The sequence below is a fragment of the Dyella sp. C9 genome, from assembly GCF_003332825.1.
Lineage (GTDB): Bacteria > Pseudomonadota > Gammaproteobacteria > Xanthomonadales > Rhodanobacteraceae > Dyella.
The window spans coordinates 393,930-417,638 of record NZ_QIRF01000002.1; the positions used below are offsets into that span (position 1 = coordinate 393,930).

Annotated in this window: 20 protein-coding genes; 3 read left to right on the forward strand and 17 right to left on the reverse strand. The window is 66.8% G+C overall.

Translation table 11 applies throughout. From position 1 onward, the window contains the following. Position 1 precedes the first annotated feature (1 nt). Together DVU99_RS04085 and DVU99_RS04090 are read right to left on the reverse strand one after the other, a co-directional pair. The gene (locus tag DVU99_RS04085) at positions 2–1,138 is read right to left on the reverse strand and encodes an efflux RND transporter periplasmic adaptor subunit (protein ID WP_114238912.1); all 1,137 of its coding nucleotides are present in this window, start codon (positions 1,136–1,138) and stop codon (positions 2–4) included. A gap of 308 nt (positions 1,139–1,446) precedes the next feature. Further along, positions 1,447–1,911, reverse strand: a complete 465-nt coding sequence (locus DVU99_RS04090; protein WP_114238913.1) for a MarR family winged helix-turn-helix transcriptional regulator — start codon at positions 1,909–1,911, stop codon at positions 1,447–1,449. A 73-nt stretch (positions 1,912–1,984) separates the two neighbouring features. Between DVU99_RS04090 and DVU99_RS04095 the strand changes: the two genes are divergently transcribed. Beyond that, on the forward strand, positions 1,985–2,509 hold the full coding sequence (locus tag DVU99_RS04095) for an O-acetyl-ADP-ribose deacetylase (protein WP_114238914.1): 525 nt from the start codon (positions 1,985–1,987) through the stop codon (positions 2,507–2,509). On the opposite strand, the gene DVU99_RS04100 is transcribed toward DVU99_RS04095, so the two are convergent. The 11 genes from DVU99_RS04100 to DVU99_RS04150 form a co-directional block, all read right to left on the reverse strand. Beyond that, positions 2,493–4,184 carry a BatD family protein gene (locus DVU99_RS04100; RefSeq protein WP_232823440.1) on the reverse strand — a complete coding sequence of 564 codons (1,692 nt, stop codon included), beginning with the start codon at positions 4,182–4,184 and terminating at the stop codon, positions 2,493–2,495. The genes DVU99_RS04095 and DVU99_RS04100 overlap by 17 nt on opposite strands. Next, complete coding sequence (locus DVU99_RS04105; protein WP_114239062.1) at positions 4,181–6,085, reverse strand: tetratricopeptide repeat protein; 1,905 nt, start codon at positions 6,083–6,085, stop codon at positions 4,181–4,183. Before DVU99_RS04105 ends, DVU99_RS04100 begins: the two co-directional genes overlap by 4 nt. Then, entirely contained in the window at positions 6,082–7,062 is a 981-nt protein-coding gene (locus DVU99_RS04110) for a VWA domain-containing protein (protein WP_114238915.1), read from the reverse strand. The genes DVU99_RS04105 and DVU99_RS04110 overlap by 4 nt, the downstream gene beginning before the upstream one ends. After that, on the reverse strand, positions 7,055–7,582 hold the full coding sequence (locus DVU99_RS04115; RefSeq protein ID WP_114238916.1) for a DUF4381 family protein: 528 nt from the start codon (positions 7,580–7,582) through the stop codon (positions 7,055–7,057). Before DVU99_RS04115 ends, DVU99_RS04110 begins: the two co-directional genes overlap by 8 nt. Next, entirely contained in the window at positions 7,579–8,511 is a 933-nt protein-coding gene (locus DVU99_RS04120) for a DUF58 domain-containing protein (RefSeq protein ID WP_114238917.1), read from the reverse strand. The genes DVU99_RS04115 and DVU99_RS04120 overlap by 4 nt, the downstream gene beginning before the upstream one ends. Further along, a complete protein-coding gene (locus DVU99_RS04125) occupies positions 8,508–9,503 on the reverse strand; it encodes a MoxR family ATPase (protein ID WP_114238918.1) in 996 nt (331 codons plus the stop codon). Before DVU99_RS04125 ends, DVU99_RS04120 begins: the two co-directional genes overlap by 4 nt. Before the next feature lie 151 nt (positions 9,504–9,654). After that, positions 9,655–11,784 carry a type IV pilus secretin PilQ gene (pilQ, locus tag DVU99_RS04130; RefSeq protein WP_114238919.1) on the reverse strand — a complete coding sequence of 710 codons (2,130 nt, stop codon included), beginning with the start codon at positions 11,782–11,784 and terminating at the stop codon, positions 9,655–9,657. Between the two features lie 54 nt (positions 11,785–11,838). After that, complete coding sequence (locus DVU99_RS04135; protein ID WP_114238920.1) at positions 11,839–12,375, reverse strand: pilus assembly protein PilP; 537 nt, start codon at positions 12,373–12,375, stop codon at positions 11,839–11,841. Continuing rightward, positions 12,372–13,076 (reverse strand): type 4a pilus biogenesis protein PilO, encoded by a 705-nt coding sequence (locus tag DVU99_RS04140; RefSeq protein ID WP_114238921.1) that lies wholly within the window; start codon positions 13,074–13,076, stop codon positions 12,372–12,374. The genes DVU99_RS04135 and DVU99_RS04140 overlap by 4 nt, the downstream gene beginning before the upstream one ends. Next, positions 13,073–13,825 (reverse strand): PilN domain-containing protein, encoded by a 753-nt coding sequence (locus DVU99_RS04145; RefSeq protein WP_114238922.1) that lies wholly within the window; start codon positions 13,823–13,825, stop codon positions 13,073–13,075. Before DVU99_RS04145 ends, DVU99_RS04140 begins: the two co-directional genes overlap by 4 nt. Next, a complete protein-coding gene (locus tag DVU99_RS04150) occupies positions 13,825–14,883 on the reverse strand; it encodes a pilus assembly protein PilM (protein WP_114238923.1) in 1,059 nt (352 codons plus the stop codon). The genes DVU99_RS04145 and DVU99_RS04150 overlap by 1 nt, the downstream gene beginning before the upstream one ends. 250 nt (positions 14,884–15,133) lie before the next feature. On the opposite strand from DVU99_RS04150, the gene DVU99_RS04155 reads away from it, so the two are divergent. Both DVU99_RS04155 and DVU99_RS04160 read left to right on the forward strand, forming a co-directional pair. After that, on the forward strand, positions 15,134–17,665 hold the full coding sequence (locus tag DVU99_RS04155; RefSeq protein ID WP_114238924.1) for a penicillin-binding protein 1A: 2,532 nt from the start codon (positions 15,134–15,136) through the stop codon (positions 17,663–17,665). A gap of 79 nt (positions 17,666–17,744) precedes the next feature. Further along, the gene (locus DVU99_RS04160) at positions 17,745–18,419 is read left to right on the forward strand and encodes a hypothetical protein (protein ID WP_114238925.1); all 675 of its coding nucleotides are present in this window, start codon (positions 17,745–17,747) and stop codon (positions 18,417–18,419) included. A 104-nt stretch (positions 18,420–18,523) separates the two neighbouring features. On the opposite strand, the gene DVU99_RS04165 is transcribed toward DVU99_RS04160, so the two are convergent. The 4 genes from DVU99_RS04165 to recG all read right to left on the reverse strand — a co-directional run bounded on the left by DVU99_RS04165 (position 18,524) and on the right by recG (position 23,675). Beyond that, entirely contained in the window at positions 18,524–19,819 is a 1,296-nt protein-coding gene (locus DVU99_RS04165; protein ID WP_114238926.1) for a citrate synthase, read from the reverse strand. 253 nt (positions 19,820–20,072) lie between these two features. After that, a complete protein-coding gene (locus DVU99_RS04170; protein WP_019466242.1) occupies positions 20,073–20,318 on the reverse strand; it encodes a type B 50S ribosomal protein L31 in 246 nt (81 codons plus the stop codon). 107 nt (positions 20,319–20,425) lie between these two features. Further along, positions 20,426–21,352, reverse strand: coding sequence for a nucleoside hydrolase (locus DVU99_RS04175; protein WP_114238927.1), 927 nt, complete (start codon positions 21,350–21,352; stop codon positions 20,426–20,428). A 205-nt stretch (positions 21,353–21,557) separates the two neighbouring features. After that, positions 21,558–23,675, reverse strand: coding sequence for an ATP-dependent DNA helicase RecG (gene recG / locus DVU99_RS04180; protein WP_114238928.1), 2,118 nt, complete (start codon positions 23,673–23,675; stop codon positions 21,558–21,560). Positions 23,676–23,709: the final 34 nt, after the last annotated feature.

Here is a 23,709-nt window from a genome sequence, read left to right on the forward strand (position 1 = left end):
GCTACGCCCCGCCGTTGTCGGTCACGACGCGCACGCGCGCGCCATCGACCAGCAGCAGCTGGCCGTCGGTCACCACGCGCTCGTTGCCGTTGAGGCCCTTCTCGATCACCACCCTGGACCCGCTGCTGGGGCCCGCCGTGACCACGCGCTGCTGCACCGTGCCGTCGTCGTTGGCCACGAACACGAAGCTGCCCAGCGGCGAGTTCTGCAGAGCCACCACCGGCACCGTCACCACGTTGGCGAGGCGCGTGGTGGGCAGCACCACCTGCACGAACTGGCCGGGCGTAAGCTCGGCACCGTCGTTGGCGTAGCGCGCCTTGAGCTGGATGGTGCTGGTGGTGGTGTCCACCGCGTTGTTGATGAACTCCAGCTCCGCCTGCATGGGCGCGGCCTTGGTGCCGGGAATGCTGGCACTCACCGGAACGGCGCCGCGCGCCATGCTTTCCTTGATGCCGGCCAGCCCCGTCTCCGGAATGGAGAAGGTGATGCGGATGGGACGAATCTGGTTCAGCACCACGATGGAGGTGTCGTTGGCCGACACCTGCGCGCCGGGATAGATCAGCGGCGCACCGGCAATGCTGTCGAACGGTGCCTGGATCCGCGCGTAGCCAAGCTGGGTGCGCGCCAGCTCCACCGCCGCCTTGTCGGCCTTCACCGAGGCGGCATAGATGCCTTCATTCGCCTTGTAGGTGTCGTAGTCGGACTGGGCCACATAGCCCTTGCCCAGCAACGGCTGGTAGCGCTTGAGCACGGTCTGGGCGTTGTCGAGCTGCGCCTGATCCTTGGCGAGGTTGCCCAGCGCCTGGTCGAGCTGCGCCTGCAGCAGGCTGGGGTCGATGCGGATGATGGTGTCGCCGGACTTCACCTGGCCGCCCGGCGTGAACAGCAGTTCCTGCAGCTGTCCGCTGATGCGCGCCTGCACGTTGACCGTGGAGTAGGCCTCGGCGCGACCGATCACCTTGAGCGTGAGGTCCAGGTCGCCACGATGGGCCTGTGCCACCTTCACCGGCACCTCGGTGGGAACCGCCGGTGCCTTGGCCGCCGCGCGTTCGCCGCCACGAAAAAACGGAACGGCCACCGCGATGGCAACGAGCACCACCGTCAGCACGACGACTTTCTTGCGGGACGTACGCTGCATGATCTCTCCAACCGACCGCAGGCGGCACGCCCGCCATGCGCCGGGGGGCCGCGTTACCGGCTGCGATGTGTGTCACTGGGGAATGCCCGCACCTGCTCCCCACCGGCGCGTGGCGGCGGGCATTGTGAAGCAGCGGCACTCCGTGACCTGCACGACCGTCAGCACTTGGCAAACGCACTGCCTTGCGGCATGCGATGTGTCCTATCGCAAAATATTATGACGACGGAAAGACGTACACCCTGTCTGATGGCCCATTCGAGGGCCGTGCCCGCGCGTCGGCGCATGCCGCGCGGGCAACAGCACGGCGATTACAGCTCGTCCACATCCTCGGTGGCGCCGCCATCCAGCGCCTGCAGGTTTTCCTTCATGCGGCTGAGCACGCCCAGCGCCTGCTCCAGCTCAGGCACGGAGATGCCCCGCGCGGCATCCTTGCGCACGCCGCGCGCGATGAGCTCCATGTCGGCAATCACGCCACGCGCCTGGTCGGTGACATAAAGGCGCCAGGCACGGCGGTCCTTGGGATCGGGACGCCGCTCCACGAAGCCCGCCGCCTGCAGGCGATCGATGACCCGCCCCACGGCGATGGGCTCCATTTCCAGCGCCTCGGCCAGTTCGGTCTGGCGCATGCCCTCACGGTGGTACAGCATCTTGGTTGCCCGCCATTGCGCACGGGTCAACCCGAATTTCACGGCACGCCTGTCGAAGTGCTTGCGGATCAGCAAGGTGACATCGTTGAGCAGATAGCCAAAAGAGATGTCTTCCGCCTTAGTCATAGATATGAAGTCAGTCCGGGCCAGCGAAGTTTAGTTTCAAGGATACATCGCAAGATTTCACGAAATGACATCCATGTCCATCCAGATCATCACGGCCGACATCACCGGGCTGCGTGTCGACGCCATCGTCAACGCCGCCAACAGCACCCTTTTGGGCGGCGGTGGCGTGGACGGTGCGATCCATCGCGCCGCAGGCCCGCGCCTGCTGGAAGCCTGCCGGGCCATCGCCGAGGTGCGGCCGGGTGTCCGCTGCCCTACCGGCGAGGCGCGCATCACGCCCGGCTTCGACCTGGAGGCATGCTACGTCATCCATACCGTCGGCCCGGTCTGGCACGGCGGCCACCACGGCGAACCCTCCCAGCTGGCCAGTTGCTACCGCGAAACCATGAGGCTGGCGCGGGAGCATGAGCTGGCCTCCATCGCCTTCCCCGCGATCAGCTGCGGCGTCTACGGCTACCCGCCGGAACAGGCCGCGCCTGTGGCGCTGGCCAGTCTGCGCGAATCGCTTGTCACGACGGGTAATGTACGCGTTCTGCTGTGCTGCTTCAGTGATGCCATGGCAGCCGTGTACCAGGCTGCGCTCAGCGCTGCAGGTTGAACGGGTACAACGGCGGCAGCGGCGAGGCCCCGTCGCTGCCATCGCTGGTGCCCCAGTCGAAGCCATCCCGGAATACCTTGGCCAGCTGGTCGCCGAGACCCGGCGCTTCGCCACCGGCGTAACGCTTGCGCTGGAGCACGGCGATGGCCGCGCGCTGGGGTTCGGAGGCCAAGGCCTGCGCGAGCTCGCCCAGATTGTGCAGCGCCGGTCGCTCGGCGCGCGCCCAGGCCAGCAGGCTGGCTGCCTGCCTGGCACTGTCGTCGCCACGTGCCGCGGTGAGGAAGGCTGCCCGAAGCGGACCGGCCGCCGGTGCAGCGCCCTGGGTCGGGGGAGTACGGACCGGCGCCGATGGCCGGCGCCGCAGCCACCACCACGCCAGCACGCTGAGCAGCCACAGGCCCAGGCTGCCCAGCGCGATCCAGCGCCAAGGCAGGCCCGCCATGCCGGCCATGGGCTGCGAAGCCACCACGGGCTCCGCGGGCGCGACGGGCGTGGCGGGCGGCTGTTGTGCTGGCGCTCCCGCCGCGGGCAGTACGGTGTAGGTCTGCGCCGGAATGCGCGCTACTTCCGCCTTGTCTTCCGCTACGTTCCACCAGGTCAGCGTGGTTTCGGGAATGGTCAGCGTGCCGGGGCGGCTTGGCACCACGGCAAAGCCCTGCTGCCGGCGTCCCACCAGCCATGGCCCTTCGGTGCGGGTGCCATTGACGGGCTTGTCGGGATATACGGTCGCGCCATCCAGCGCCGGCAGGCTGAGCGCCGGCAGCGCCTCGTAAGACAGCCCGGTGGCCTGCACGCTCATCACCAGGTTCAAAGGCTGGCCCACGCGCAGCTCGCCATGCGTGGGTGCACCATCCAGGCTCAATTGCAGCGCATGGGCCGGCAGCCAGGCGGTCTGCCCTGCCTGCGCCGGTATCGGGCGCACGTCGAAGGCCACCGTCGGGGACGATGCAGTGACGGGCGTGGCATTGCCGAAGAACGCGTTGGGATCGGCCATGTCGACCATCTCGCCCTGGAATGCCAGCGGCGGCATCTCCTGGTGGCCAGGACGCTGTGGCGTCAGCGCATAGCGTCGCTCGATCACGTTGTAGCGCCGGCCACCCCGCTCGGCCTGGTAGTTGATCTCGTTGCCCAGCGGGTGCACATCGACGCCTGTAAGTTGCGGATCCTCCAACGACCCACTGGTGAGGTCGGTGGCGAAGAATAGGCGCACGGTGTAGACCAGCTGCTGTCCCACGTAGCCGCCCTGGGGATCGACACCAGCTTCGAGAAAGACGTCTTTACGGCCGGAGCTGGCCGCAGTCGGATCGGGTGGAACTACCTCCAGGAGCACCGGCGGGGTGGTACTGCCGGCCACCGACAACGGCGGTATGCGCAACGTGCCCACGTGCAGCGGCCGCAGCGCCACGCCGATGGTGACCTGTGCCGAGCGGGCGCCATTGACGATGCTGATGCTGGTATTGCTCGAGGTGCCGAGCACGGCGAAGTCACCGCTCAACGCACTGAGGTCGGGCGCGGGCACCATGCCGCCGCCGTTCACGCGGAGGTTCAGGGTCACGGTTTCGCCCAGTTCCACCCTGTTGCGGTCCAGCGTGGCCTGCACATCGGCCGCGCGCGACGCCAGCGGCCACAGCACGAGCATCATCCAAAGCAGGGCAAACAACGGACGCGCTTTCACTGCGAGTCATCCTCTGGCGGTACGGCGCCGTGGCGCTGTCGGTATTCGAGATCGAACTTGCGTCGCAGCAGCGCGCCCGGATCGTCCGGCACGCGCTGCAACGCCTGGCGTACATCGGCCGGCAGGCGCGACTGCGCATCGTCCGCCTCCATCCTGCCGAGTTCATGCGGCTGTCCTGGCTTTTGCTGGCCCGGCTTGCCAAGGGCCTGATCCATCTGTTTTTGCAGCGCCTGCTGTGCCTGCGCTTCGCGCGCGCGCTGCTCGGCCTGCTGTTCCGCCGTCTCGGGCTTGGGCGCGCCAGGAGAAAGGGCGGAGCGGTCCTGCGAGGAGGACTGGCTGGACTCGCGGTCCTTGCCCTCCCCTTGCGCTTCACCGTGTCCGTCACTGGACGGCTTGCCGGCTTGTGAATCCTGGTCGTCCGGCTTGCCCTGCTGACCGGCCTGGCCCTGCGCGTTGTCCGGCGGCGTGGTGGTCTTGTCCGATCCCGACTTGCCCTTGTTGTCCTGTGCGCCCTGCTGCGACTGGGGCTGTTGCTGCTGCCGCTTCAGCCAATCCTCGACCGCCTTCCGGTTGGCCAGGGCATCGGCGTTGCCTGGATCGGCCTTGAGCGCGCGGTCATAGGCTTCGAGGGCCCCCTGGTAGTCCTGCTGCCGGGCCAGCGCATTGCCCAGGTTGTATTGCGCATCGGAACCGGCCTGCCCGCGCAGGGCGGACGCCGCCGCCGCGTAGTCGCCGGCGCGATAGGCGGCCGCGCCACGCCAGGCCGGATCGGGCGCGAGTTGCAAGGCCTGCCTGGCCTTGCCGTCACGCAGGGCCGCGGCGGCCTGCTGGTCGGGACGGCGCCACAGGTCGTTCCAGCCGGAGGCATGGGCCGGCTGCGCCAGGCACGGCAGCAACACGAGCGGCAGCAGGGCCAACCAACCGCGACGGAACGACAATGCGACCAGCGGCAGCAAGGGCAGCAACAGCCAGGGACCGCGATCCTGCCATTCGTCGCCGTGCAGGCCGTCCGCCAGCTGCGCAGCCCCTTCACTGCGCAGTTCCGTGCGCAGCGCATCGATGTCGCCGCTGCCATCACTCATCGGCACGTAACGGCCACCACCCGCCTCGGCCAGCGTGCGCAACGCGCCATCATTGCGGCGGGCCATGCTCAGCTCGCCCTGCGCATCGCGCTGGAAGCCCTCGTCGGCGATCGGCACCGGCCCGCCCTGCGGCGTTCCCACGCCCAGCACCGATACCCGCACTCCAGCCGCCTGTGCCTTGCGCGCCGCGGTGACGGCGGCCTCATCCGCATCGTCGGTGACCAGCACCAATGAACCGCCGCCGACATTGGCGCCGCGGATCAGCTCCACGCCACGCTCGATGGCTTGTGCCGCGTTGTCGCCATCGACCGGCATGGTGTCCGGCGCCAGCGCATCCAGCAGGTCGCGCAGGCTGCCCTCATCCGTGCTGAGCGGCGCCACCACGAAAGCTTCGCCGGCGTAGGCCACCAAGGCGTTCAATCCATCGTGGTTGGCTGCAAGCAGGTCGCGAACCTTGTAGCGCGCCCGGTCGATGCGGCTGGGCGCCACGTCGCGCGCCAGCATGTGCTGGGACAGCGAGAGCGCGACCACCTGCGCCGCGCGCTGGCTGTACATCGGCTGCGCGACACGGCTCCAGGTCGGACCAGCCATGGCCAGCGAGCCCAGGATCCAGCCAACGGCAAGCAGCCCCGCTGGTACACGCCGCCGCCGCTCGCGCCCCTGCAGCAGGTGCGGCAGCAGTTCCGGATCAACCAGGGACGCCAGTGCCTCGCGCGCGCCGCTGCGCCTCGCGGCAAGCACCAGCAGCAACGGCAACGCCAGCAGGGCCAGCAGCCATTGCGGATGCAGGAAATGGAACTGCTGCAGCGCCTCGCTCATGCCCATGCTTCCCGTCGCCGCGGGCGCGGCACCATCGCCACCATCCATGCCAGCGCGGCCAGCGCGAGCGGCCAGCGGAACAACTCATGCCGCGGGCGCAAGGCAGGGCCTTGCTGGGGCATCGGCTCCAGCGCATCGATGGCCCGGTAGGCATCGGCCAACTGGCTGGAATCGGTAGCGCGGAAGTAATGGCCACCCGTCTGCGAGGCAATCGAACGCAGCATGCCTTCGTCGAGATCCGCCGATGGATTGACCGTATGCGACCCGAACAGATCGGGTATGCGCATCTCGGTGGCGCCGATGCCGATGGTGTAGATGCGTACGCCCGCAGCCTTGGCGGCATGCGCGGCATCCAGCGGCGCGATGCTGCCGGCGTTGTTCACGCCATCGGTAAGCAACACCACGACACGCGCCTGCTCGGGCAAGCCAGCCAGGCGCTTGACGGCCACCGCAATGGCGTCGCCGATGGCTGTCTCGGTGCCGGCCAGTCCAACGGATGCACCCTGCAACTGCGCTCGCACGGCATCGAGGTCATAGGTGAGCGGAGTCACCAGGAAAGCGCGACTGCCGAACAGGATCAGTCCCATCTCGTCGCCACTGCGGCGCGCAATGAAGTCGCCGGCAATCGCTTCGACCGCCCCGAAGCGGCTCACCGGGCGACCGGCCAGCTGCATGTCGTCCGTGCGCATGCTGCCCGACAAGTCCACCGCAAGCATCAGTGCACGCCCGCTATGCTGCTGGGCCTGGGGCGGCCCGACCCACTGTGGCCGCGCGGCCGCCACCAGCAGCAGCAACCAGGCGAGTGCGAGCAACCACGATCGCCAGCCACTGCTCCGGCCGCGCTCGGCAGCGTCCAGATGCAATCCAGGATGAGGCAGGTGCAGCGCCACACCCGGTGCCGCCACGCGCAACCAGCGCCTAACCAGCCACGGCAACGGCAGCAAGGCAAACACCCAGGGCCAGGCCAATTCAGGCATGCGCCGGCTCCCGCTTGCTGGCAACAGCCGTCGATCCGCCCTGGCGCCACGCCTGCAGCAACCAGCGGCGAGCGGCGTCGACGACCGGGGCGATCTCGATCGCCGCATCGGGCCGATACATGGCGTACTCCAGCGTCATCAGCCGGTCCAGCGTGCTGGCATCAACGCCAACCCGCGCCAGCGTGTCGCGCCAAGCCGCCCCTTGCCGCTGCGCAGCCCCGGCGTCGTAGCGCAGGGCCGCGCGTCGCAACAACTGATGCAGTCCGGCGACGAGTTGCTGTGGCTGCGCGCCTCGCTCCGATACCAGGCGATCCAGCTCGCCGAGCAAGGCGCGCTCCAGCGCCAGCCGACGTCGGCGTCGATACCACCACCACGCAAGCATGGCGAGGGCGATCAGCAGCAGGCCGGCCAGCATCCACCATCCGGGCGCTGGCGGCCACCACGACGGCGATGGGGGCAGGTGGATGTCGCGTAACACCGGTCCCGTGGGCGCCGCCGGCGTCGTGGACTGCGCGCTCATCGGCGTACTCCAGGGGCCAGCAGTTTCATGACGGCGTCGAGCGGATCGGTCGAGGTATCGATGGTCGTGTGCGCCAAGGCCAGTTCCTGTGCCATCGCGTTGAGACGCGCAGGGCCCGCCCCGAGGCGTCGCTGGAATTCACGGCGCTGGCGTTCGCCGAACAAAGCCACTTCACGCCGTTCGCCGTCATGTTCGAGGGGGTAGCGGCCCGGTGGCGGCAAGGCCAGTTCAAGCGCATCGGCCACCACCAGCACGCGCACGCCGGCCTTGCGCGCCAGATCGAGCAAGCGACTGCGCGAGGCCTCGTCGCAGGACAGGCCGTCGCTGATCAGCAACACCCGGTTCGCGCCATGCATGAGTCGTCCCGCGCGCAGCAGCGCCGCCGACAAGGGCTCACCATGCGCACGGCGCGGCAGCGCATCCCACTCGGCCAGGGCACCGCAAACCGCCAGCGCGCCCCGTACGCCGCCCAGGGGACGCAGCAGGCGATCGTTGCCGCCGAACTCCATCAGGCCCACGCGCTCACCGGCACGCACCGCATACCAGGCCGCAAGGGCAGCTGCACGCGCCGCCTGCACCGACTTGAAGCGCACGCGGGTGCCAAAACGCATGCTTTCGTGCGTATCGAGCAGGATCAGCAGGCGACCCTCGCGCTCCTCCTGGAAGAGCTTGGTGTGCAGCCGGCCGCTGCGCGCCGTGAGGCGCCAATCCAGGCGACGCACGTCATCGCCGGGCTGGTAGACGCGCGACTCGGCGTAATCCATGCCGCGACCGAACAGCCGACTGGATTGCTGGCCCGAGCGCATCGCCCGACTTTCCAGCCGCGGCAAGGCTGCCTTGGCCACCCGTCCACGCAGGCTCACCAGCTCAGCCAGACGGACCTGCGTGCGGCCGTCACCCTCGGCCGGAGGATTCACCACAGCATTCACGGCAGCGGCACGAGATCCAGCACGCGGCGGATGACCTGGTCGCTTCGCACGCCCTCGGCCTCCGCCTCGTAGCTGAGCAGTACGCGATGACGCAGCACCTCATGGGCGATGGCGTGGACATCCTCGGGCAACACGTAGTCACGCCCGGCCAGCCAGGCATGCGCCCGTGAGCAGCGATCCAGCGCGATGGTGCCGCGCGGGCTCGCACCCCAGGAAATCCAGCGCTTCAGCTCGGAACCGTAGGCGCCGGCATCGCGCGTCGCCAGCACTAGCTGCGCGATGTATTCCTCCAGTGGCGATGCCATGTGCACATTGAGCACGGCGTCGCGCGCGCTGAACACGTCGGCCTGGCTCAGCGTCGGGCGCGATGCTGTCACGGGATGGAGGCTGCGGCGTGCCTGCTCGCGGGCCAGCTTGAGGATCGCCAGTTCAGCCGCGGCATCGGGATAGCCGATGGTCACGTGCATCACGAAGCGATCCAGCTGGGCCTCCGGCAGCGCAAACGTGCCTTCCTGCTCAATCGGGTTCTGGGTCGCCATCACCATGAACAGTTCAGGCAGCCGCCATGTGCTGCGCCCCACGGTGATCTGCCGCTCGGCCATCGCCTCCAGCAGCGCCGATTGCACCTTCGCCGGCGCGCGGTTGATCTCGTCGGCCAGCACGATGTTGTGGAACAAGGGGCCCCGTTCGAATTCAAAGCTGCCGCTCTGCGGACGGAACACGTCCGTGCCGGTGAGATCGGCCGGCAGCAGGTCCGGGGTGAACTGCACGCGGTGGAAATCGGCCTCGATGCAGCCGGCGAGTGCCTTGACCACGGTGGTCTTGGCCAGACCCGGGGCGCCCTCCACCAGCAGGTGGCCATCGGCCAGCAGGGCCACCAGCAGGCAGTCGATAAGGTGCGGCTGGCCGATCACGCTGCGCTGCAGTTCGTTGCGCACCTGCAGGAATGCCTGCTGCAGGCGGGATGCGGGGGCGGGTTCGGGCATGTCCATCGGTATTCCGTCTCAGGTTCGTGCGCTACCACAGACCTTAACGCGAGCCGGAAGTTTACTCCCCATGACTTCTGGCCCGTCCGCCCGGCGTGGTCCGGACACGAAAAAGGGCGGCCTGGGCCGCCCTTTCCGTACTGCCGGTGACCGCCGGTTACTGCAGGCTGTCGCTGAGGATGCGCGGCGTCACGAAGATCAGCAGCTCCGCTTTGTCGCTTTCGCGCGAGGTGTTGCGGAACAGGATGCCGATACCCGGGATATCGCCCAGACCCGGCACCTTGGTCGCCGTGTTCTGCTTGGTGATTTCATAGATGCCACCCAGCACGACCGTCTGACCGTTATCGACCAGCACCGAGGTGTTGATCTCACGGGTGTCGATCTCCGGTACCTGGCCACTGCCCGGCACGGTGATGAACTGGTTCAGCGCATCCTTCTTCACGTTGATCATCAGGTAGACGCGGTTGTCGGCCGTGATGGTCGGGGTGACCTTGAGCTCCAGCACCGCATCCTTGAACTGCACGGTGGCGGTACCGCTGCCAGCCGAACCGGTGGCGCTGTTCTGGTAGGTCACGTAGCCGATTTCCTGACCCTGGCGGATCACCGCTTCCTGCTGGTTGGCGGTAATGACACGCGGGCTGGAGATCACCTCGCCACGGCCTTCGGTCTGTGCAGCGGACAGCTCCAGGTCCAGGGCGTAGTTCTTGCCAAGGATACCCAGGCCGAAGCTGCCAGCCGGGCTGCTCGCCGGCAGGTCAACGTTGAGACCGGTCGCCGTGCCGTTGCCCTGGTCGGTGCCGCCGATGGAGATCTGCTGCCCGCTCGGGTTGGTCTTGGTGCCCTGCAGGCCGAACTTCGCACCGAGTTCACGGGTGAAGTTGTCGGTGGCGATGACGATGCGCGATTCGATCAGCACTTGCTGCACCGGCTTGTCGAGCACCGAGATCAGCTCACGCAGCTCATGGATCTTCTGCGGGTTGTCGTTGATCAACAGGGTGTTGGTGCGCTCGTCGAAGGACACGCTGCCGCGCGAGGACAAGAAGCCATGGGAGCCCGGCTGCCCGCTCTGGCCACCGCCCGTGCTCTGCATGCTGCCCGAGGTCAGCAGCTTGGCGATGTCCTTCGCCTTGCCATAGCTGATCGGCACGTAGTCGGTCACCAGCTCGGCATTGTCCTCGGCCTTGATGCGGGCGTCGGCGATGCTCTGCTCGTACTTGGCCAACTCTTCCTGCGGTGCAATCCAGATCACGTTGCCGTTGCGGCGCTTGTCCAGGCTCTTGGCCCGCAGCACCACGTCCAGCGCCTGATCCCAGGGCACGTTGACCAGGCGCAGCGTGACGCTGCCACCCACCGTATCGGACGCCACCAGGTTCAAGCCGGAGATGTCGGCCAGCAACTGCAGCGCCGAGCGCACCGGAATGTCCTGGAAGTTGAAGGTCACGCGGTTGCCGCTGTAGACCGGATCCTGCCCGCGACTCAGCTTGGGATCGGTCGCCTTCGGATCCTTCTTCTTGGCCGCGACCTCGACCACGTACTGGTTTCCGCTTTGGTAGGCCGAAGTATCCACCTCGCCCTTGACCGCGATCTCCATATGGGCGCCGCCACGCACGCCGGCCTTGGTGACGATGGACTGCACCGGCGTGGCGAAGTCGAGCACGTCAAGGCGCTGGGCCAGGTTGGACGGCAGGTTGGCATGATCGATGTCCACCAGCACCTTGTCGCCCTGGCGCTTCATGTCCGCATTGGCGCCGGTGCCGCTGAAGTCGATCAGGATGCGGCCTTCCCCATTCGGCCCGCGTCGGAAATCGATATTGGAGACCGAGGGGCCCGTAGCCATGGACGGCAGGGCCTTGGACGGATCAATCGTCGCCGCCGTGGTGGTGGTATTGGCATCGGTGCCGTTGTTTACGACCAGCACGAAGCTGTTGCCTTCCACGCGGGAGCGATAGGTGGAGTCACGCAGCAGCTCGACCACCACGCGGGTGCGGCCGCCGGCAGACACTGCCGAGACACCGGTGGCCGAACCCTTGCCGATGTCGAGGTGACGCGGCGCGGCGTTGTCCGTATCGGCAAAATCCACGGCGATGCGCGGTGGATTACCGGTGGTGAAGATCTTCGGTTCCGGCACCGGCCCCTGGGCGAAGTTCATGTGCAGCTCGATGCGGCCACCCGGCAGCGTGTCGTAGCTGATGTCCTTCAGGGTGCTGGTGGCGGCGGCGGCGGCGTTCGACCAGGCGGCGCCCAGCGTCAGCAGGCCCACGACCATGTAGCGGCTTGCCTGGCGCATGACTCGGCCCCGGACAGTAGTGATTTGGTTGGTCATTGCATCAGCCCCTGTTTCTTATTTCTCGCTGAGCGCGATGCTGGCGGGACGTTCCATCCAGCCACCATTTCCGTTGGAAACCAGTTCCACCAGGTCGATGTGGTCGTCGGCGATCGCCGTGACCCGACCGTAGCTCTGGCCCATGTATTCATTGCGATGCACGCGGTGGATGACGCCACCCGGATCCTTTACCAGCACTTCCATGCCGGCACCGGTACCCACCGTGCCAACCATCTTCAGGCTGTCCAGCGCGAACATCTCCAGCGGCTCCTTCGGTCGGTTCTCGTCCGGCCGTGGCCCGTTGCTGGCGCTGCTCTGCAGTTCGGCCGTGCTCGGGCTGAACGGGTCGCGCTTGTCCTGATCGTTGTACTGGAACGTCTCGAACGTCTTGATCACCGGGAGCGGCGGGATCGGCGCGCCCTTCTTCTGCTTTTCCTGGGCCACCCACTGGTGGAGGTCGTCCTGCCCGCTGCACCCGGCAAGGGTGAGCGCGGCACACAGCACCAGCAGCGCCTTGGCCGGGTAGGCGGACCTGTAGGCCGTCAACTTGCTCATTTCTGCCCCCCAGTCTTCGCCGCAGGCTTGCCCTTGCCGGGCTTGCCGCTGGCCGATTTGGCGTTGGCGGCCTTGGCCTCAGGGCTTTCGTCATCCTCAAGGTAGCGATAGGTCTTCACCGTGCCCTGCAGCACCAGCAGGCCGCCGGTGGCAACACCGGTCTTGGCATCCTTGTTCTTGGGCGTCAGCGAAACATCGTGCAAGGTGAGGATCACCACGCGGGGTAGCGAGGCCACGCCACTGATGAAGGTACCGAACTGGTGGTAGGTACCCACCATGCGCAGCTGGATCGGCTTCTCGGCGTAGAAATCCTTCGGCGACTCCGGACCCGGCTGGAACAGCTCGGTTTCCAGGCCTGCCGACAGCGCGGTCTGCGAGATATCCACCAGCAGCTCGGGCATTTCGGTCTTGCTGGGCAGCTGGCGCAACAGCTGGCGCAGCATGTCCTGCATTTCGTCGAGCTGTTGCTGCAGCGCTTCGAGATTGACCGACTTGGCCTGTTTCTCGGAGAACTCCGTCTTGAGCTGCGCTTCCTTGGCCGTGGCGCCCTCAAGCGTGTCCTGCTGGTCACTCACGTAGAGGTACCAGCCCAGCAGCAGCACCACGACGAACACCAGCCCGGTGAAGAACAGCTTGATCGACTTGGGCCAGCCACCGATGTTGTTGCGATCGAGGTTCTGCAGGTCGTTGAGGAACTTCATTGCTTGGCTCCTCCGTTGCCTGCGGGGCTGGTGCCCTTGTCGCCCGCGGCTGCCGTGGCTGCCGGCGCCGTCTTGTCCGCCGGCGGGGTCACTGCAGCCGGATGGGCGGCCGAGCCAGCGGCTGCCGGCGCCACGACGGGTGCTGGCGCGCTGGAAGGAACAAGCGGCTTGCTGTCGTCATCCGAACCGTCGCCGTTCTCATCCGACTTAGGTCGGCTCAAGGCCACATCGAGGCCAAACGAGTACGGCAGGCGGCTGTCCCCGTGGGTGTTCTCGGTCTTGCGCAGGTCGGCATGCCCCATCCACGGCGAGGCTTCGATGTTGCGCATGTACTCGGCCACGCTCGCATTGGACTGGGCAACGCCCTCGAGGGTCATGGAGTCGCCGCTCTGCTTGAGGCCACCCAGACGCGCGCTGGCCGGAATGGTCTTCACCAGCTCGTCGAACAGGTGGACCATCTGCGAGCGATTGGCCTGCAGCTGCTCGATGATCTGCTTGCGCGCCAGCAGGCGGCTGCGGACGTTCTCCAGATCCTTGATCTTGGCGATGCGTTCGTCGAGCTGCTTGATCTCGCCCTGCAGATACGCGTTGCGGCCGTTCTGGTTGTCGATGCGCTCATCCATCCAGAAGGCCCACACGATCAACACCAGCACGGCCGCCGCGAACGACGCACCGAGCTGCATGAAGAACTCGCGTTCGCGCTGCTTGCGGCGCTCGGCGCGCCAGGGAAGTAGGTTGATGTGTGCCATCAGTCGAAGCTCCTCAGCGCGAGGCCCACCGCAATCATCAAGGCGGGGGCGTCCTGGGCCAGCGACTGGGCCTGCACGCGCGGCGACAACGACATGCGTGCCAGCGGGTTGGCCACCACGCAGGGCACGCCAAGTTGCTGCTCGAGCATCGGGCCGATGCCTTCGATGGAAGCGCAGCCGCCGGCCAGCACCACCTGGTCAACCTTGCTGTATTCGCTGCCGGCAAAGAAGAACTGGAGCAGGCGGCTGATCTGCTGGATCAGCGACTCCTTGAACGGCTCCAGCGCCTCGCTCTCGTAGGAGTCGGGCAGGCCGCCCTTGCGCTTGGCTCGCCCGGCCTCCTCATAGGAAAGGCCATAGCGGCGCATGATCTCATCGGTGAGCTGCTTGCCACCGAAAACCTGTTCGCGCGAATAGATGGTGCGCTGGTTGCGCAGCACCGACAGCGTGGTCATCGTGGCACCGATGTCGACCACGGCCACCAGCGCGTCGCGACCGACATTGAGCTGGTCGGCCACCATCGCGAAGGCGTTCTCCATCGCGAAGGCCTCGACGTCGACGACCTTGGCTGCAAGGCCACCGAGATCCAGCGCGGCAACGCGCATGTCGACGTTCTCGGTACGAGAGGCCGCCAGCAGCACGTTGTTCATCTCCGGGTTGTCGCGCACCGGACCGAGCACCTCGAAATCGAGGCTGACTTCTTCGATCGGATACGGGATGTACTGGTTGGCCTCGACCTGGATCTGGCCTTCGAGGTCATCCTCGGACAACTCGCTCGGCATCGGAATGATGCGCGTGATGACGGCCGAACCTGCCACCGCCGCGGCGGCGTGTTTGAGCTTGGATCCGGACCGCGCGAGTGCGCGACGGATGGCCTCGCCCACCGCCTCGACCTCGACGATGTTCTTTTCGACCACTGCATTCGGGGGCAGTGGCTCGACCGCGTAATGTTCTACGCGATAGCGACCGCCGGCTTGGCTGAGCTGCAGCAGCTTGACGGCAGTCGAACTGATGTCGACGCCAACAAGCGACGGCTTCTTGGGTGTAAAGAGCCCCACGATTTTCCCCCTTGCCCCTGGGCGCCCCCGCCTGTCTGGGAGGGGTGCGCGTCGGCATTAAAACCAAAAATTAATGTATTGGCAACGGCCTACGAGTCTTTTCTCGACACTTTCGCGTGACGCCATCCACAGGTTGAGCCAATGTGTCGGGTGGCCTGTTTTTTGCTGAGACGCACTCGGTTCATGCCGGGGATACTGCTACATCTATACTCTGTGTTGTTTTGACTTACGTCTCGCAAACACCCAAACCATGCAAATTCTTAAGCGGTTGCTGCGCTGGATCCTGGTCCTGGCCTTCACGGGTTTGCTGTTGGGCGTCGCTGCGGTCGGCGTGGCCTACTGGCTGATCTCCCCCCGCCTGCCCTCGGTCGCCGTGCTGAAGGACTATCACATGCAGGTGCCGCTGCGGGTGCTCTCCGCGGATGGCAAGCTGATCGCAAGCTTTGGTGAGACGCGGCGCATCCCGGTCGCCATCGGCCAGGTTCCGGACCGCCTGAAGCACGCCGTGCTCGCGGCGGAGGATGCCAGCTTCTACAAGCACCCTGGCGTGGACTGGCACGGCATTGCCCGCGCCGGCTGGCACGTGATTGTCTCGGGCGGCGACAAGGGCCCGGGCGGCTCCACCATCACCCAGCAGGTGGCCCGCAACTTCTTCCTGAGCCCCGAGAAGCTCTATTCGCGCAAGCTGACTGAGATCTTCATCGCCCTGCGCATGGAGAGCGAGCTGACCAAGGACCAGATCCTGGAGCTCTACCTCAACAAGATGTTCCTGGGCCACCGTTCCTATGGCGTAGCCGCCGCCGCCTCGTACTACTACGGCAAGACACTGGACCAGCTGAGCGTGGCCGAATGCGCCACCATCGCCTCAACCTTCCAGCTGCCCTCGGTGGTGAACCCGCTCAACAACCCCCGCCGCATGCTGGCCCGCCGCAACTGGGTGCTGGGGCAGATGCTGGAGAACCACTACATCACCCAGGCCGAGTACGACCAGGCCATCGCCGAGCCCAACAACGCCTCACCGCATGAACCGGCGATCGAGGTGGACGCGCCGTACCTGGCCGAAATGGTCCGCCTGCAGGTGCTCGACCGCCTGGGCAACGACGCCCTCACCGAGGGCTACGTGGTCAAGACCACGCTGCAGAGCGATCGTCAGCAGGCGGCCGTGGAGTCCGTGCGGTCCGGCCTGATCGACTACGACCACCGCCACGGTTGGCGCGGCCCCGAGGCCCACCAGGAGCTGGCCGCCGACGCCGGCACCGACGACCTCGAACGCGCCCTGGCCGGCTATACGGATATTTCGGGCATGCAGCCGGGCATCGTCACCGACGTCTCCAACGGCGAGGCCAGCATCTACCTGGCCAGCCGGGAACAGGTGAAGCTGGGACTGGATGCCATGAGCTGGGCCCGCCCCCGCAACGACGATACGCGGGTCGGCCCCGCCCCCAAGAGCGTGGCCAGCGTGCTCAAGCGCGGTGACATCGTGCGCGTGGCACGAGATGAAAAGGGCCAGTGGCAGCTCACCCAGATCCCGGCGGCACAGGCGGCGCTAACTTCGATCAACCCGGAGGACGGTTCGCTGCAGGCCCTGGTCGGCGGCTTCAACTTCCTGCGCAGCAAGTTCAACCGCGCGGTGATGGCGGCCCGCCAGCCGGGCTCGAGCTTCAAGCCCTTCATCTACTCGGCGGCCTTCGAGCGCGGCTTCACCCCGGCCTCCATCGTCAATGACGCGCCGCTCGCCCTGCCCGATCCGTCACGTCCGGGTGGCCTGTGGACGCCGTCCAACGACGACGACAAGTTCGATGGCCCGATCCGCCTGCGCGAGGCGCTGGTGCAATCCAAGAACCTGGTCTCGGTGCGTCTGCTGGACGCGATCGGCGTGCGCTACGCGCGCGACTACGTGACCCGCTTCGGCTTCAGCCTCGATTCGCTGCCCAACAACCTGTCGATGGCCCTGGGCACGGCCTCGGTGTCGCCCATGAGCATGGCCCGCGGCTATGCGGTGTTCGCCAACGGCGGCTACCTGGTGACCCCGTACTTCATCAGCGAGATCGATGACCGCGACGGCAAGCCGGTCTACGTGGCGAATCCGGCCCGCGCCTGCCGCACCTGCGCCGAACGACTGCTCGACACCCGCCCGCCGGGTCCGCCGCCGGCCGCCAGCGCGGCCGCCCCGGCCAACTCGGTGGCGACCGCAAGCAGCAGCTCGCCGTCGATATCGGGCAGCGTGGCCGGCGTCGGCGACGCCGTGCTCCCGGCCGATGCCCATGGCGACGGCACCCACGTCCCCGTGCTGGCACCGCAGGTGATCGACGTACGCAACGACTACCTGATTACCTCGCTGATGCAGGACGTGATCAAGCGCGGCACCGGTTCGGCCGCGATGGCCCTGGGCCGTGACGACCTGGCCGGCAAGACCGGCTCCACCAACGACCACCGCGACGCCTGGTTCGCCGGCTTCAACGGCAGCCTGGTCACCACCGTATGGGTGGGCTTCGACGACTTCAGCTCGCTGGGCAAGGGCGAATTCGGCGCCAAGGCGGCGCTGCCGATCTGGATGTCCTACATGGGCTCGGTCCTGAAGGACCAGCCTTCCTCGCTCTTGCCGATGCCGCCCGGTATCACTACGGTACAGATCGACCGGTCCAGCGGACTGCCCGCCGGGGATGGCGATCCGAACGGCATGCCCGAGATTTTCAAGGTGGAGGACGTGGACCGGTTGCGCAACCAGGCCAACCAGCAGCAGGAGGACCAGGATCAGCAGCACGCCTACGACATCTTTTAGTCGCCGGCAGAGCGGGTCCCCAGCCGCGATGCCGCCCGCGCCCGCCATCACGGGCGCCAGATTGCCGGAGGAATGAGGCATGGCACGAGGTCAGCACCACCGCATCCACGCGCAGGATCGCCTTCAGCGCAATCGTCTGCGCGTCGCCCAGGAGGCGGCGCGCCTGATGAGCGAACACGGCATCCGCGATTTCCACCACGCCAAGATCAAGGCCGCCGAACGGCTCGGCATCCTCGACGCGCAGGCCCTGCCGCGCAACAACGAGATCGAAGACGCCCTGCGGGAACACCAGCGCATCTTCCACGCCGACTCCCAGCCGCAACTGCTGCAGGCGCGCCGCGAGGCCGCCGTGGAGGCCATGCGCTTCCTCGATCGCTTCGAGCCGCGACTGGTCGGTGCCGTGCTGGAAGGCACCGCTGATGCCCATTCGGCGGTCTGCCTGCACGTGTTCAGCGACACCCCGGAAAGCGTCGTGCTGTTCCTGCAGGAGCGCGGCGTGCCGCTCACCCAGCAAACGCGCCGCCTGCGCACCACGCGTGACGAGCAGGCGGAATACCCGGTGCTGCTGTTCGCGGCGGACGGCCTGCCCTTCGACATCACCGTGATGCCGCGCGACGCGCTCAAGCAACCACCACTGGACCGCATCGACGAAAAGCCCATGCGTCGCGCCTCGCTCGCCGCCGTGGAGGAATTGCTCGCCACGGCCGACAACGACGACGAGTTCGAGCGGATGCTGTCGTCGGCACTGCGCTGAGAACGGGATCGCGCACCCTGTGCGCGCCCCGCCCCGACCATCGCACCACAAAAAAAAGCCCCGGCAAAACCGGGGCTTTTCTGTTCATGCGGTCAACGCATCGATCAACGCTTGTCGGTCGGCACGTAGTCGCGCACGTTGGCGCCGGTGTAGATCTGGCGCGGACGGCCGATGCGCGCACCCGGGGTTTCGTGCTGCTCGATCCAGTGGGCGATCCAGCCGGCGGTACGGGCAATGGCGAACATCACGGTGAACATCTCGGTCGGGATGTTCAGCGCCTTGTAGATGATGCCCGAGTAGAAGTCGACGTTCGGGTACAGCTTGCGCTCGACGAAGTAGTCGTCCTTCAGCGCCGCCTCTTCCAGCTTCATCGCCACGTCGAGCAGCGGGTCGTTGATGCCCAGCTCGTTGAGGACCTTGTGGGTCATCTCGCGGATGATCTTCGCGCGCGGGTCGAAGTTCTTGTACACGCGATGGCCGAAGCCCATCAGGCGGAAGTTGTCGTTCTTGTCCTTCGCGCGCTTGACCGCGGTCTCGACCTTGTCGGCCGTACCGATCTCTTCGAGCATCTTCAGCACGGCTTCGTTGGCGCCGCCGTGTGCCGGACCCCACAGCGCGGTGATGCCCGCGGCGATCGAGGCGTACGGGTTGGCACCGGTCGAGCCCACCAGGCGCACCGTCGAGGTGGAGGCGTTCTGCTCGTGGTCGGCATGCAGGATGAACAGCAGGTCCAGTGCCTTGGCGGCCACCGGGCTCAGCTCCAGCGGCTCGCTCGGCACTTCGAACATCATGTGCAGGAAGCGATCCACGTACTCGAGGTTGTTGCGCGGATAGCGGAACGGCCAGCCGATCGAGTAGCGGTAGCAGGCAGCGGCGATGGTCGGCATCTTGGCGATCAGGCGGATCGCGGCCAGCTTGCGGTCTTCGGCGTTATCGACGTCGATGTCGTCGTGGTAGAAGGCCGACAGCGAGGCCACCGAGGCGGCCAGCATGGCCATCGGGTGCGCGTCGTGGTGGAAGCCCTTGAAGAAGTCCTTCAGGGACTCGTGCATCATCGTGTGATGCGTGATGTTGTCTTCGAACGTCGCGAACTGGTCCTTGGTCGGCAGTTCGCCGTTGAGCAGCAGGTACGCCGTTTCAAGGAAGCTGGACTTCTCGGCCAGCTGTTCGATCGGGTAGCCGCGGTACAGCAGGACGCCCTGGTCACCGTCGATGTAGGTGATGGCGCTCTTGGTGCTGGCCGTGCTGCCGTAACCCGGGTCGTAGGTGAAGTGGCCCGTGTCCTTGTACAGCGTGCCGATGTCGATGCATGCGGGACCGAGGGTGCCGCTGAGCAGGGGAAGCTCGCTGCTGCGGTTGGTCGACTCATCCACCAACTTGACGATCTTGGAATCGGACACGGAAAACCTCCTTCACGAAATGTCTTCGCCAGCGTTCCGCGTTTCGCGATGGCCGGCGAGGTAGGGTTGATGTCGCGTGGGGGGACTGCTGCGACACCTCGCCGCCCATTATCACATATCGACCCGTCAACATGCCCTAGCGGATGGTCGGATGGCGCGCGCAAAAAAACACGGGGCGAGCCTGGGCCCGCCCCGTACGATATGCATGCGGACGCCACGTGGCCGTGGCGTCGGCGCAGGCTTGTCCGCGCGATTACTTCTGCGCGTAGCGCTTGCGGAACTTGTCCACGCGGCCGCCGGTATCAAGCGTCTTCTGCTTGCCGGTGTAGAACGGATGGGAATGGCTGGAGATATCCACCTTGATCAGCGGGTACTCGTTGCCGTCTTCCCACTTGACGGTTTCCTTGGTGGCGATCGTCGAACGCGTCAGGAACGCGAAGTCGGACGACAGGTCCTGGAACACCACCGGGCGATAATTCGGATGGATATCGGGCTTCATGACTGACTCAAAGCGGTGGGTGAAAAGAGCGGCATTTTAACTACAGATCGGAGCCTTTGGCAAGTCGGTCAGTCACTTGGACTTTCCGGGCCGTTCCGAAGGCCCTTTCAGGCCCCCAGCGCTCGCCGCACCATGGCTCCGAAACGGGCCTGATCCACAGCCATCACGATGCGCGCATTGGCCGGCTTGCCATGGCGATCCGTCCAGTCCACCACGGTGGCGCCACGCGTAAGGCGGCCATCCATTTCCACGGCGACATGACGCTCTTCCATGCGCGTGACGATGCCTGGATCGATCGCCACCGCCATCGCCAATGCATCGGCGGCAATCACGCCGTGGCGGCCGCGCTTGGCGTTGAATGCGCGCGCGGTGCCGAACACCTGGTCGAAGAACGTCGCACGCTGGTCGCCCGCGGCGATCCAGCGGTTGAATTCCTCGTCATCGAAGGCATGCCGCAACACCACTTCCCAGTCGACCAGGTCGAACGAAGGGAATGCCTCGAACACCACGTGCGCCGCTTCCGGATCGAAGCCGATGTTGAATTCGGCGGGAATCTTGCCGGTATTGCCCAGTCCGGTGACCGCACCGCCCATGATCACCAGGCGCTTCACCCGCTGCGGCAGCGAAGGATCCAGCCGCACGGCCAGCGCCAGGTTGGTCAGCGGCCCGAGCGCGACCAGGGTGAGGCCAGGATGCTCGCGGGTAAGGCGAAGGATGGCGTGCACCGCATGCTCGTCCTGCGCCACTGCCTTGGGCTCGGGGTAACCCACGTCGCCCAGGCCGTCGGCACCGTGCACGTGCACGGCGTCTTCCTCCGGCAAGCGCACCAGCGGCGTCGGGCAACCGGGGTATACCGGCGTGGCCACCCCCACCAGATCGACCAGCGTGCGCGCGTTGCGCACGGTGTGCGCCAGGCCCACGTTGCCGGCCGCAATGGTGAGGCCGGTGACATCGGCGTGCGCGTGCGCCATCAGGATGGCGAGCGCATCGTCTACACCCGGGTCGGTATCGATCAGCAGCTGGGGAGTGCTCATGGCATGTCGTCGTCGTGTCTGAACCGGTTAGCTTAGAAGTTTGTGCGGTGCAGGCATACCCCTTGAATGGGGATTGGCCCCAGCACCGAGCCTCATGCAGGAGCGCACCCCGTGCGCGACAGCTCCCCGCCTCGGTCGCGAGAGCGCAAGGTGCACTCCCGCATTGACGAAAGCCGGCGCCAACACCCTCGCAAGCGTCCGGTTTTCAGGCGTGCACGAACCGCGCCGCGCCGCCGATCCACCGCGTGATCAAACGCTCCGCTGCCTGCGGGTGTCGGGCCAGCAGGTGCGCACCCACCTCCTGCACGGCCGGCAGCAGATGCGCGTCGCGTGCGAGATCGGCGATGCGGAAACTGAGCTGGCCGGTCTGGCGCGTGCCCAGCACCTCGCCGGGGCCACGCAGCTCCAGGTCTTTCTCGGCAATGCGGAAGCCGTCATTGGTCTCGCGCATCACCTGCAGGCGCTCGCGCGCCAGCTGTCCCAGCGGCGGCTGGTACAGCAGCACGCAATTGGAAGCGATCGCGCCGCGCCCTACCCGCCCGCGCAACTGGTGCAACTGGGCCAGGCCGAGGCGCTCGCTGTTCTCGATGACCATCAGGCTGGCATTGGGCACGTCCACACCCACCTCGATCACCGTAGTGGCCACCAGCACGGACAGCTCACCCGCCTTGAAGGCGCCCATCACCGCCTGCTTTTCCTTGGGCTTCATGCGTCCATGGATAAGGCCGATGCGACAGTCGGCGAGCGCCGCGGACAGCTCGGCGTGGGCGACCTCGGCCGCCTGCGCACGCAACTGTTCGGATTCCTCGATCAAGGTACACACCCAGTAAGCCTGGCGCCCCTCGAGGCAGGCGGCGTGGATGCGCTCGATCACGTCGAAGCGCCGTGCATTGGAGATGGCAATGGTCTGCACCGGCGTGCGCCCCGGCGGCAGTTCGTCGATGGCCGAGACATCGAGGTCGGCGTAGGCGCTCATCGCCAGCGTGCGCGGAATCGGCGTGGCGGTGAGTACCAGCTGGTGCGGCACCAGCCCGCTCTCGTGATCGGCGCCCTTGTCGCGCAGGGAGAGGCGCTGCTGCACGCCGAAGCGGTGCTGCTCGTCGACGATCACCAGGCCCAGCTGCGCGAATGCCACGCCTTCCTGCATCAACGCATGCGTGCCGATCACCACCTGCGCGCCAGCCGCCACGCGCGCCAGGGCCTGCTGCCTGGCCTTGCCGGTGACCTTGCCGGCCAGCCACACCACTTCCAGGCCCAGCGGGGTCAGCCAATGACGGAAGTGGTTGAGGTGCTGCTCGGCCAGCAGCTCGGTCGGCGCCATCAGCGCCACCTGGTAACCGGACTCCACCGCCGCCAGCGCCGCCAGCGCCGCCACGATGGTCTTGCCGCTGCCGACGTCGCCCTGCACCAGCCGCAGCATCGGCTGCGGCTGCGCGATGTCGCCGGCGATCTCCACGCTGACACGCTGCTGAGCACCGGTGAGGCCGAACGGCAGGCTACCCAGCAGGCGTTTGCGGAACTCCCCATTGCCACCCAGGCGCGGCGCATGGCGGCGGCGCACGGCCTCGCGCATGCGCTTGAGGCTCAGGTGCTGGGTGAGCAGTTCCTCGAAGGCCAAGCGTTGCTGCGATGGATGGCGGCCGGTGGTGAGCTGGCCAAGATGGGCATCCGGCGGCGGACGGTGCACGTACAGCAAGGCCTCGCGCAGCGAGGTCAGGCCGTGCGCCTGGCACAGCTCCTGCGGGATCAGCTCCAGTTGCGCATCTGGCGGCAATAGCGCCAGCGCCTTGGCGATCACCCCCGCCAGGCGCTTTTGCCCCAGCCCCTCGGTGGTCGGATAGACCGGGGTGAGCAGCTCGTCCACCGTAACCGGCTCGTCGCCGCTCAGTCGCTGGTACTGGGGGTGCACCATCTCCAGCCCCTGCGCGCCCTGCCGCACCTCGCCGTAGCACAGCAGGCGCGCGCCCGGCTGCAGCTGTTCCGACTGCGCCCGGTGGAAATGGAAGAAGCGCAGCATCAGGGTTTGATGCGAGTCGTCGCCGATGGCGACCTTGAGCTGTGGCCGGTAGCGAAAGCCGCGTTCGACCGCCTCGATCACGCCCTCGACTTGGGCCCGCTCCCCTGGCCGCAGGTCAGCGATGGCGGTAACGCGGGTCTTGTCTTCGTAGCGCAGCGGCAGATGGAACCACAGGTCCTGCACGCGCTCCAGGCCCAGCCGCCCCAGGGCCTCGGCCAGCGCCGGGCCGACACCGGGCAGCGCCGATACCGGCGTCGCGCCAGGATCGGTCATTACGGTTGCGGGGCGTACGCTGGAGGGCGGCATCGCAGAAGCCTAACCGGGTGCCGGCTGGCCGCGC

Excerpts from the sequence above, each read along its gene's own strand:
- DVU99_RS04085 (WP_114238912.1), bottom strand. The coding sequence starts at position 1,138 with ATGCAGCGTACGTCCCGCAAGAAAGTCGTCGTGCTGACGGTGGTGCTC.
- DVU99_RS04090 (WP_114238913.1), bottom strand. The coding sequence starts at position 1,911 with ATGACTAAGGCGGAAGACATCTCTTTTGGCTATCTGCTCAACGATGTC.
- DVU99_RS04095 (WP_114238914.1), top strand. The coding sequence starts at position 1,985 with ATGTCCATCCAGATCATCACGGCCGACATCACCGGGCTGCGTGTCGAC.
- DVU99_RS04105 (WP_114239062.1), bottom strand. The coding sequence starts at position 6,085 with ATGAGCGAGGCGCTGCAGCAGTTCCATTTCCTGCATCCGCAATGGCTG.
- DVU99_RS04110 (WP_114238915.1), bottom strand. The coding sequence starts at position 7,062 with ATGCCTGAATTGGCCTGGCCCTGGGTGTTTGCCTTGCTGCCGTTGCCG.
- DVU99_RS04115 (WP_114238916.1), bottom strand. The coding sequence starts at position 7,582 with ATGAGCGCGCAGTCCACGACGCCGGCGGCGCCCACGGGACCGGTGTTA.
- DVU99_RS04125 (WP_114238918.1), bottom strand. The coding sequence starts at position 9,503 with ATGGACATGCCCGAACCCGCCCCCGCATCCCGCCTGCAGCAGGCATTC.
- pilQ (WP_114238919.1), bottom strand. The coding sequence starts at position 11,784 with ATGCGCCAGGCAAGCCGCTACATGGTCGTGGGCCTGCTGACGCTGGGC.
- DVU99_RS04135 (WP_114238920.1), bottom strand. The coding sequence starts at position 12,375 with ATGAGCAAGTTGACGGCCTACAGGTCCGCCTACCCGGCCAAGGCGCTG.
- DVU99_RS04140 (WP_114238921.1), bottom strand. The coding sequence starts at position 13,076 with ATGAAGTTCCTCAACGACCTGCAGAACCTCGATCGCAACAACATCGGT.
- DVU99_RS04145 (WP_114238922.1), bottom strand. The coding sequence starts at position 13,825 with ATGGCACACATCAACCTACTTCCCTGGCGCGCCGAGCGCCGCAAGCAG.
- DVU99_RS04155 (WP_114238924.1), top strand. The coding sequence starts at position 15,134 with ATGCAAATTCTTAAGCGGTTGCTGCGCTGGATCCTGGTCCTGGCCTTC.
- DVU99_RS04160 (WP_114238925.1), top strand. The coding sequence starts at position 17,745 with ATGGCACGAGGTCAGCACCACCGCATCCACGCGCAGGATCGCCTTCAG.
- DVU99_RS04170 (WP_019466242.1), bottom strand. The coding sequence starts at position 20,318 with ATGAAGCCCGATATCCATCCGAATTATCGCCCGGTGGTGTTCCAGGAC.
- DVU99_RS04175 (WP_114238927.1), bottom strand. The coding sequence starts at position 21,352 with ATGAGCACTCCCCAGCTGCTGATCGATACCGACCCGGGTGTAGACGAT.
- recG (WP_114238928.1), bottom strand. The coding sequence starts at position 23,675 with ATGCCGCCCTCCAGCGTACGCCCCGCAACCGTAATGACCGATCCTGGC.